General features: G+C 61.8%; 10 protein-coding genes. 8 read left to right on the forward strand and 2 right to left on the reverse strand.

Annotation, left to right across the window (positions count from 1 at the left end):
* Positions 1 to 94: 94 nt before the first annotated feature.
* Entirely contained in the window at positions 95 to 319 is a 225-nt protein-coding gene (locus B348_RS0108890) for a DUF1127 domain-containing protein (protein WP_026136672.1), read from the forward strand.
* On the opposite strand, the gene B348_RS0108895 is transcribed toward B348_RS0108890, so the two are convergent.
* The gene (locus B348_RS0108895; protein ID WP_017735775.1) at positions 320 to 1,612 is read right to left on the reverse strand and encodes an FAD-binding oxidoreductase; all 1,293 of its coding nucleotides are present in this window, start codon (positions 1,610 to 1,612) and stop codon (positions 320 to 322) included.
* A 115-nt stretch (positions 1,613 to 1,727) separates the two neighbouring features.
* Here B348_RS0108895 and B348_RS0108900 point away from each other — a divergent pair, with 115 nt between their 5' ends.
* A complete protein-coding gene (locus B348_RS0108900; protein WP_016975913.1) occupies positions 1,728 to 2,081 on the forward strand; it encodes a YkgJ family cysteine cluster protein in 354 nt (117 codons plus the stop codon).
* A gap of 112 nt (positions 2,082 to 2,193) precedes the next feature.
* Here the strand turns inward: B348_RS0108900 and B348_RS0108905 are convergent, their stop codons facing one another.
* Entirely contained in the window at positions 2,194 to 2,682 is a 489-nt protein-coding gene (locus B348_RS0108905; protein WP_003176896.1) for an Lrp/AsnC ligand binding domain-containing protein, read from the reverse strand.
* Between the two features lie 155 nt (positions 2,683 to 2,837).
* On the opposite strand from B348_RS0108905, the gene dadA reads away from it, so the two are divergent.
* From dadA to B348_RS0108935, 6 genes are all read left to right on the forward strand, one after another.
* On the forward strand, positions 2,838 to 4,139 hold the full coding sequence (gene dadA, locus B348_RS0108910) for a D-amino acid dehydrogenase (protein WP_017735776.1): 1,302 nt from the start codon (positions 2,838 to 2,840) through the stop codon (positions 4,137 to 4,139).
* The gene (locus tag B348_RS0108915) at positions 4,111 to 4,464 is read left to right on the forward strand and encodes a RidA family protein (protein WP_017735777.1); all 354 of its coding nucleotides are present in this window, start codon (positions 4,111 to 4,113) and stop codon (positions 4,462 to 4,464) included. Before dadA ends, B348_RS0108915 begins: the two co-directional genes overlap by 29 nt.
* Positions 4,465 to 4,542: 78 nt before the next feature.
* Positions 4,543 to 5,616 (forward strand): alanine racemase, encoded by a 1,074-nt coding sequence (gene alr, locus B348_RS0108920; RefSeq protein WP_017735778.1) that lies wholly within the window; start codon positions 4,543 to 4,545, stop codon positions 5,614 to 5,616.
* A gap of 116 nt (positions 5,617 to 5,732) precedes the next feature.
* Entirely contained in the window at positions 5,733 to 6,281 is a 549-nt protein-coding gene (locus B348_RS0108925; protein WP_003176893.1) for a cupin domain-containing protein, read from the forward strand.
* Positions 6,282 to 6,461: 180 nt separating this feature from the next.
* On the forward strand, positions 6,462 to 6,872 hold the full coding sequence (locus B348_RS0108930) for a cytochrome c5 family protein (protein ID WP_026136673.1): 411 nt from the start codon (positions 6,462 to 6,464) through the stop codon (positions 6,870 to 6,872).
* 137 nt (positions 6,873 to 7,009) lie between these two features.
* Positions 7,010 to 8,932 (forward strand): acetyl-CoA hydrolase/transferase C-terminal domain-containing protein, encoded by a 1,923-nt coding sequence (locus tag B348_RS0108935; protein ID WP_017735780.1) that lies wholly within the window; start codon positions 7,010 to 7,012, stop codon positions 8,930 to 8,932.
* Positions 8,933 to 8,995 lie beyond the last annotated feature (63 nt).

The raw sequence follows: 8,995 nt of genomic DNA on the forward strand, positions 1-8,995 counted from the left end.
TATGGATTTAATAAAAATTGATTGAATCTGTAATGGTTTTGCCCGCGCGCCCATCCTAGTCACTCATGGCAACAGGCAACTGAGGGGCAACACAATGAGCGGCATGAGCGATGTGCGGTTGGCGTTACGGGGTCAGGAATTGGAAGCGGGGCAGGGACGCGCGCTGGCGGCGCCGGCCAGCAGCCGCTGGAGTCTGTTCTGGCATCGCCGCCACACCCGCAAGGCCTTGCTGGAGCTGACCGCGGAGCAGCTGCGGGACATTGGCCTCAGCGCCGAACAGGCGCGCGAGGAAGGGGTTAAGCCGTTCTGGCGCGGCTGATCACACCAGCTCTTTGAAGCGGTGCCAGAGCATGCCCAATGCCAGCAGCGGCGAGCGCAGATGCTTGCCGCCGGGGAAGGTGATGTGCGGCACCTGGGCGAACAGGTCGAAGCGCCCCTGTTGCTGGCCGCTGATGGCTTCGGCCAGCAGTTTGCCCGCCAGGTGCGTGGCGTTGAGGCCGTGGCCGGCGTAGGCCTGGGCGTAATACACGTTGGGTTGGTCGGGCAGCCGGCCGATCTGCGGCAGGCGGTTGGCGCCGATGCCGATCATGCCGCCCCACTGGTAGTCGATCTTCACGTCGGCCAGTTGCGGGAACACCTTGAGCATTTTCGGACGCATGTAAGCGCCGATGTCCTGCGGATCACGGCCCGAATAGTGGCAGGCACCGCCGAACAGCAGGCGTCGGTCGGCGGACAGGCGGAAGTAGTCCACCGTCACCCGCTGGTCGCACACGGCCATGTTTTGTGGCAACAGTTGGGCGGCCTGGGTTTCGCTCAGCGGTTCGGTGGCGATGATGTAGCTGCCAGCCGGCAGCACTTTGCCACTGAGTTGCGGATTCAAGCCATTCAGGTAGGCGTTGCAGGCCAGCACCAGGGTCTTGGCGCGCACGTTGCCCTGGGCGGTGTGCACGTTGACCTCGGGGCCGTAGTCGATCCGGGTGACGGCGGATTGTTCAAACAGCTGCACGCCCAGTTGCTGCGCGGCGGCGGCTTCACCCAGCGCCAGGTTCAGCGGGTGCAGGTGGCCGGAGCCCATGTCGATCATGCCGCCCACGTAACGGTCGGAGCCGATCACGCTGCTCATCTCGCTGGCCTGTAGCAGGCGTACTTCGTGGCGATAGCCGAGGCTGCGCAACTCTTCGGCGTCTTCGGCCAGGCCGTGCAGGTCGCGGGGTTTGTTGGCGAGGTCGCAGTAGCCCCAGGTCAAATCGCAGGGGATCTGAAAGCGTTCGACGCGCTCGCGCACGATTTCCACCGCTTCCAGGCCCATCAGTTTCAGCTGGTGTACGCCGTCGGTGCCGATCACGTTGGCGAACTGGTCCAGGCCGTGGCCGACGCCACGGATCAGCTGCCCACCGTTACGCCCGCTGGCGCCCCAGGCGATCTTGCGTGCTTCCAGCAACACCACGCGAAAACCCCGCTCGGCCAGTTCCAGGGCGGTGTTCAGCCCGGAAAACCCACCGCCGACCACGCATACATCGGCCGTGATTTCGCCGGTCAACGCCGGGTAATCGGGTTGCGGCACGCTGCTGGCGGCGTAGTAGGACGTGGTGTGCCGGGCGCTGGCGGTCATGGGGAGCATCCCTGTTTGGAAAATTTGACGCAGGATACAGCGGTCGGACGAAGCTGTCTCACCACGGGCTTTTACGGCAGAATCCACGCCTATCCGCCGTTCGGTACCTGTTTCGATGAGTTGCAACAGCCAGAAAATCAGCGCCCTGCGCCGACAGATCCCTTCGTTCGAGTGCGTCCCCGGCTGCCACGACTGCTGTGGGCCGGTGACCACCTCGCCCGAGGAAATGTCGCGCCTGCCGCGCAAGACCGCGGCCGAGCAGGACGCGGCCATGGACGAGCTGAACTGTGTGCACCTGGGGCCCAACGGCTGCACGGTGTATGACGAGCGGCCGTTGATCTGCCGGTTGTTTGGTACGACCAAGACCTTGCCATGCCCCAATGGGCGGCGGCCTGTGGAGTTGATTCACCCCAGAGTGGAAAAACAGATCCATGAATACATGGCGAGCACTCGGCAGGTGCTGGTCTAGCGAACGTACGCGGTTAAAAAATGTGGGAGCTGGCTTGCCTGCGATAGCTTTGGTGAATTCACTACAGCTATCGCAGGCAAGCCAGCTCCCACAGTTGACCGCAGTGTGTCAGTCAGTCCGGGATCGGCAGGTTCAGGCTCTCCTTCACCTCTTCCATCACGATATAGCTTTTGGACTCCCGCACATGGGGCAGCTTGAGCAGGATATCGCCGAGCAATTTGCGGTACGAAGCCATCTCGGAAATCCGCGCTTTCACCAGGTAGTCGAAGTCCCCTGACACCAAGTGGCATTCCAGCACATGGGGCAGTTTCAGCACCGCGCGGCGGAACTCCTCAAAGGTGTCGCCGGACTTGTAATCCAGGCTGATCTCGACAAATACCAGCAAACTCCCCTTCAAATGCTGGGGATTGAGCCGCGCGTTGTAGCCCATGATGATCCCTTCACGCTCCAGCCGGCGCACGCGCTCAGTGCACGGCGTGGTCGACAGCCCGACCTTTTCCCCCAGCTCCGTGAACGAAATGCGCCCGTCGGTTTGCAGGATGCGCAGGATGTTGCGGTCGATCTTGTCCAGCTCCCGCTTGGTCTGGGTGTTGGTACGCATAGGGGATACGCCTCTGTGAAAAGGGTTTTTGCCGAGAATTGTCGCCAAATATAGGCGGTTATATAGTGAAATGCACTGGCAATAGTTTTTTACACTGCGCTCATCATTGCTCGAATAACACACGTCGGCGGTCAAGCCGCGATGAGGATATAAAAATGCGCGTTCTGGTCTTGGGTAGCGGCGTCATTGGTGTGACCAGTGCCTACTATTTGGCGCGGGCCGGCTTTGAAGTGGTCGTGGTCGACCGTCAGCCCGCCGCTGCGATGGAAACCAGTTTCGCCAACGCCGGCCAGGTGTCCCCAGGCTACGCCTCGCCCTGGGCCGCGCCGGGTGTGCCGCTCAAGGCCATCAAGTGGCTGCTGCAACGCCATGCGCCGCTGGCGATCAAGGCCACCGCCGACATCGACCAGTACCTGTGGATGGCGCAGATGCTGCGCAACTGCACCGCCAGCCGCTATGCCGTGAACAAAGAGCGCATGGTGCGCCTGTCCGAGTACAGCCGTGACTGCCTCGACGAGCTGCGTGCCGAAACCGGTATTGCCTACGAAGGCCGTAGCCTGGGGACTACCCAACTGTTCCGCACCCAGGCCCAGCTGGATGGCGCCGCCAAGGACATCGCCGTGCTGAAAGAGTCCGGCGTGCCGTTCGAACTGCTCGACCGCGCCGGCATCGCCCGTGTAGAGCCGGCCCTGGCCAGTGTCACCGACATCCTCGCCGGTGCCCTGCGCCTGCCGAATGACCAGACCGGCGACTGCCAGATGTTCACCACGCGCCTGGCCGAGATGTGCAAGCAGCTGGGTGTGGAGTTCCGCTTTGAACAAGACATCCAGCGCCTCGACTATGCCGGTGAGCGCATCAACGGCGTGTGGATCGACGGCAAGCTGGAAACCGCCGACCGCTACGTGCTGGCCCTCGGCAGCTACTCGCCGAAGCTGCTCAAGCCACTGGGGATCAAGGCGCCGGTGTACCCGCTCAAGGGTTACTCGTTGACCGTGCCGATCACCAACCCGGCGATGGCACCGACCTCGACCATTCTCGACGAGACCTACAAGGTCGCGATCACCCGTTTCGACAACCGCATCCGCGTCGGCGGCATGGCGGAGATCGCCGGTTTTGACCTGTCGCTGAACCCGCGCCGGCGCGAAACCCTGGAGATGATCGTCAACGACCTTTATCCTCAGGGCGGCGATCTGGCCGAAGCCACCTTCTGGACCGGCCTGCGCCCGACCACACCCGACGGCACGCCGATTGTCGGTGCCACGCCGTTCAAGAACCTGTTCCTGAACACCGGCCACGGCACCCTCGGTTGGACCATGGCCTGTGGCTCGGGCCGCTTGCTGGCCGACCTGATGGCGAAGAAAACCCCACAGATCAGCGCCGCCGGCCTCGATATTTCCCGTTACGGCAACCACCAGGAGTCCGCAAAACATGTCAATCCAGCGCCAGCTCACCAATGAGCGCATGAGCCAGATCGTTGTCCACAGCGGTACCGTGTATCTGGCCGGGCAAGTCGGCGACGACATGAATGCCGGGATTGAACAGCAGACCCGTGAAACCCTGGCCAATATCGAGCGTTTGCTGGACCTGGCCGGTACCGACAAGACCCGGTTGCTGTCGGTGACGATCTACTTGAAGGACATCGATGCCGATTTCGCCGGCATGAACGCGGTGTGGGACAAGTGGCTGCCCAAAGGCGTCGCCCCGGCCCGCGCCACGGTTGAAGCCAAGCTGTGCGAACCGGAAATTCTGGTGGAGCTGTCCGTCGTGGCCGCGCTGCCGTAAACCCAGATCCTCTCCCGGTGCCGACGTTATTGGGCGGCACCGGTTTTTTTTCACTCTGCCGCCTAGAAGCCTGCCGCCATGCGTCCTGCCCGTGCCCTGATCGATCTCCAAGCCCTGCGCCATAACTACCAATTGGCCCGTGAAGTCACGGGGGCCAAGGCCCTTGCCGTGGTCAAGGCCGATGCCTACGGCCATGGCGCCGTGCGCGTGGCCCAGGCGCTGGAAGCCGAGGCCGACGGCTTTGCCGTGGCCTGCATCGAAGAAGCATTGGAGCTGCGCGCCGCCGGTATTCGTGCGCCGGTATTGCTGCTGGAAGGTTTTTTCGAAGCCAGTGAACTACCGCTGATCAACGAGCATGATCTGTGGTGTGTGGTGCATTCGCTGTGGCAGCTGGACGCGATCGAACAGACCCGGCTGAGCAAACCGTTGACCATCTGGCTCAAGCTGGATTCGGGCATGCACCGCGTCGGCCTGCATCCCAAGGACTACCACGAGGCGTACCAGCGCCTGCTGGCCAGCGGCAAGGTCGCGAAGATCGTGTTGATGAGCCACTTCGCCCGCGCCGATGAACTCGATTGCGTGCGCAGCGATGAGCAAGTCGCGGTATTCGAAGCGGCGCGCCAGGGCTTGGCGGCCGAGGTCAGCCTGCGCAACTCGCCGTCGGTGATGGGCTGGCCGAACGTCGTCAGCGATTGGGTACGCCCCGGCATCATGCTCTACGGCGCCACGCCGTTTGGCGAAGACCAGGCCGTGGCCGCGCGATTGCAGCCGGTGATGACCCTGGAATCGAAAGTGATCTGCGTTCGTGAACTGCCAGCCGGCGAGCCGGTCGGTTACGGCGCCCGGTTCATCACGCCCAAGCCGATGCGCATCGGCGTGGTTGCCATGGGCTATGCCGACGGCTACCCGCGGCATGCGCCAACCGGCACGCCGGTGCTGGTGGCCGGGCAGCGCAGCCAATTGCTCGGTCGTGTGTCCATGGACATGCTGTGCGTCGACCTGACGGACGTGCCCCAGGCCGGCCTCGGTTCCACGGTGGAGCTGTGGGGCAAAAACATCCTCGCCAGCGACATCGCGGTGGCTGCTGAAACCATTCCGTACCAGATATTCTGCAACCTGCGCCGGGTGCCAAGGCTCTATTCCGGCGACTGACCGCTTGGGACGAACGTCGCCGCCTGGGATTTAGGCCCAAGTGTTGTAAATACTGAACGCTGTCGCCATGATAACGCTCAATTACAACAAAGCCTGAACCCTAGGAGGCACCCGCATTGGACGTCGGCGAACGACTGCAATCCATCCGTAAACTGAAGGGTCTTTCCCAGCGTGAGCTCGCCAAGCGCGCGGGTGTCACCAACAGCACCATTTCGATGATCGAAAAAAACAGCGTCAGCCCCTCGATCAGCTCCTTGCGCAAGGTGCTGGGCGGCATCCCCATGTCCATGGTCGAGTTCTTTTCCGAGGAAATCCTCCAGGAAATACCGACGCAGATCGTCTATAAAGCCAATGAGCTGATCGACATCTCCGACGGCGCCGTGACCATGAAACTGGTAGGCCGGGCGCACCCTAGCCGGGCGATTGCGTTTCTCAACGAAATCTACCCGCCGGGCGCCGACACGGGCGAAGAAATGCTTACCCACGAAGGCGAGGAAACCGGGATTCTGGTGGAGGGTCGCCTGGAATTGGTGGTCGGTCTTGAAACTTTTGTGCTCGAAGCTGGCGATAGCTACTACTTTGAAAGCACCAAGCCCCATCGTTTTCGCAATCCGTTCGACGTGCCGGCGCGACTAATCAGCGCAGCCACACCCGCGAACTTCTAAAGAAGAGGCGTCCTGCCAGCGTTGCAGCGACTCCCGTAGCAGTATCCGCGTGGTCGAATCTCCCTTTATTTAATAGGGTTGTTTCGGCCAGGCGGGCTAACCGTTATACTTTCGCCGCCTGCGAAACCGTGGCCGCAGGCGTGAATAGCCACCATTGAGGGTGAACGCGTGAACCTAATTATGAAAATGCTGGCTGCACCAGCAACCGTACTGGCCCTATGGGCTGTCAGCGCTCAAGCTGCGACCAATGATGATATTGCCAAGCGCCTTGAGCCTGTTGGCCAGGTTTGCGTCCAGGGCCAGGAATGCAAGGGCATGGAAGTCGCCGTGGTAGCGGGCGGCGGCGGGGCGAAAACCCCGGACGAGATCATCGCCAAGCACTGCAATGCCTGCCACAGCACTGGCCTGCTGGGTGCGCCGAAAATCGGCGACACGGCGGCCTGGAAAGAACGCGCTGATCACCAGGGCGGCCTCGACGGCATCCTGGCCAAGGCGATCACCGGTATCAACGCCATGCCGCCGAAAGGCACCTGCGCTGATTGCTCGGATGACGACCTTAAAGGCGCCATCAAGAAGATGTCCGGGCTCTAATCCGCCGATCTTCGGCAAAAATGCCGCTTACGAGCGGCTTTTTTGTGCCCGCGATTTTTGTTTCAGGGCTGTTCTTTGCAGCAAACCCCCGCCACTCTCTGTCCAACCCCTAATCACGGAATGTTCAGGAGGGTCGGATGGTGCAGTTGTGTTCAATCGAGCAGGCAGTTGACGACGTACTGGCGCGCTTGCCGGCGCATATCCACATGGGCATGCCGCTCGGGTTGGGCAAGCCCAATTTGTTCGTCAATGCGCTGTACCGGCGCATCGCCAAGCTGCCGGAGCGGGCGCTGACGATCTACACCGCACTCAGCCTGGGCCGCCCACCGCTGGGCGACGGCTTGCAGAAGCGCTTTCTCGAACCCTTTATCGAGCGGGTGTTTGGCGATTATCCCGAACTGGATTTCCTCGCCGCCCTGCGCAAAGACAGCCTGCCAAAAAACATCCATGTGCAGCAGTTCTTCATGCAGCCCGGCAGCCTGCTCCACAGCGCCTCGGCCCAGCAGGACTACGTGAGCAGCAACTACAGCCACGCCGCCCGCGATATCAATGCCGCCGGCCTGAACCTGGTGGCGCAACTGGTAGCCAGCAGCAGCGAACACCCCGATCGCCTGAGCCTGAGCTGCAACCCTGACATTACCCTCGACCTGCTGCCAATGATCGCCAAGCGCCGCGATGCCGGGGAAACCGTCCTGATCGTCGGCCAGGTCCATACCGATCTGCCCTACATGCCCGGCGATTCCGAGCTAGGCATGGACGCGTTCGATTACCTGATCGACGAAAAAGACAGCACCACGCTGTTCTCCACGCCGAATATGCCGGTGGGGTTCCAGGATCACTTCATCGGCCTGCACGCCAGCACCCTGGTGCGCGATGGCGGCACCTTGCAGATCGGCATCGGCTCCATGGGTGATGCGCTCACCGCTGCACTGTTGGCGCGCCAGGCCGACAACGAAGCCTATCGGCTGCTGCTGACCGACCTCGATGTGTATCAATGGGCGCCGTTGATCAGCCGTGAAGGCGGCGTCGATCCCTTCGCCCGTGGCCTTTACGGTTGCAGCGAAATGTTCGTCAACGGCCTGCTGGTGCTGGCGGATGCCGGGATTGTGCGGCGCAAGGTCTACCCGGATGTGGCGACCCAGGCGCAAGCCAATGCCGGCCTGCTCGATGAGGCGGCACAATCTGATGGCGTGTCGATCCATGGCGGCTTCTTCCTGGGCCCGCGCAGTTTTTACCAGCGCTTGCAGGAAATGACCCACGACAAGCGCGTTGAATTCAACATGACCCGCATCAGCTACATCAACGAGCTGTATGGCCAGGAACAACTCAAGCGCCTGCAACGCCTGGATGCGCGGTTTATCAACAGCGCGATCATGGTGACCTTGCTCGGCGCCGGTGTGGCTGACCAGCTGGAGGACGGCCGCGTACTCAGCGGCGTCGGCGGGCAGTACAACTTCGTGGCCCAGGGCCATGCGCTGGACGGTGCGCGGTCGATCCTGATCCTGCGCAGCTGGCGTGAGTCGGCGGGGGAGGTCAGTTCCAATATCGTCTGGGACTATGGCCACTGCACCATTCCCCGACACCTGCGAGATATCGTCATTACTGAGTACGGAATCGCCGATTTGCGCGGTCAGACGGATGCCAAGGTGATCGAGGCGTTGCTCAATATCACCGACTCACGCTTTCAACACGACTTGATCGAGCAAGCGCAAAAGGCCGGCAAGTTGCCCAAGGATTTCCAGTTGGATGTGCGCTTTGCCGACAACACGCCGGAGCGCCTCCAGGCGATTCAGGCGCGGCATCAGCGGTTGTTCCCGGAGTATCCGCTGGGCAGCGATTTCAGCGATGAAGAGCGGGATTTGTTGCGCGCGTTGAATTGGCTCAAGAGCAAATTCAAGCTGACGGAGATTCTGGAGTTGGGCAAGGCGGCGTTGGATGCGCCGGAGCCGGAGGTGTTTCCCGGGCATTTGAGGCGGATGGGGTTGGATAGCCCGGAGGGGCTCAAAGAGGACCTGTATCAGCGGCTGTTGCTCGCCGGTCTACAGGCCACCGCAACCTAACAGGCCACCCAAAACCAACTGTGGGAGCTGGCTTGCCTGCGATAGCGGAGTGTCAGGCGACAT

Origin of the sequence: Pseudomonas sp. CBZ-4 (genome assembly GCF_000346755.1) — a bacterium.
Lineage (GTDB): Bacteria > Pseudomonadota > Gammaproteobacteria > Pseudomonadales > Pseudomonadaceae > Aquipseudomonas.

What these genes read in the sequence shown, in the direction of transcription:
- B348_RS0108890 (WP_026136672.1), top strand. Translation starts at nt 95, where the DNA reads ATGAGCGGCATGAGCGATGTGCGGTTGGCGTTACGGGGTCAGGAATTG.
- B348_RS0108895 (WP_017735775.1), bottom strand. Translation starts at nt 1,612, where the DNA reads ATGACCGCCAGCGCCCGGCACACCACGTCCTACTACGCCGCCAGCAGC.
- B348_RS0108900 (WP_016975913.1), top strand. Translation starts at nt 1,728, where the DNA reads ATGAGTTGCAACAGCCAGAAAATCAGCGCCCTGCGCCGACAGATCCCT.
- B348_RS0108905 (WP_003176896.1), bottom strand. Translation starts at nt 2,682, where the DNA reads ATGCGTACCAACACCCAGACCAAGCGGGAGCTGGACAAGATCGACCGC.
- dadA (WP_017735776.1), top strand. Translation starts at nt 2,838, where the DNA reads ATGCGCGTTCTGGTCTTGGGTAGCGGCGTCATTGGTGTGACCAGTGCC.
- B348_RS0108915 (WP_017735777.1), top strand. Translation starts at nt 4,111, where the DNA reads ATGTCAATCCAGCGCCAGCTCACCAATGAGCGCATGAGCCAGATCGTT.
- alr (WP_017735778.1), top strand. Translation starts at nt 4,543, where the DNA reads ATGCGTCCTGCCCGTGCCCTGATCGATCTCCAAGCCCTGCGCCATAAC.
- B348_RS0108930 (WP_026136673.1), top strand. Translation starts at nt 6,462, where the DNA reads ATGAAAATGCTGGCTGCACCAGCAACCGTACTGGCCCTATGGGCTGTC.
- B348_RS0108935 (WP_017735780.1), top strand. Translation starts at nt 7,010, where the DNA reads ATGGTGCAGTTGTGTTCAATCGAGCAGGCAGTTGACGACGTACTGGCG.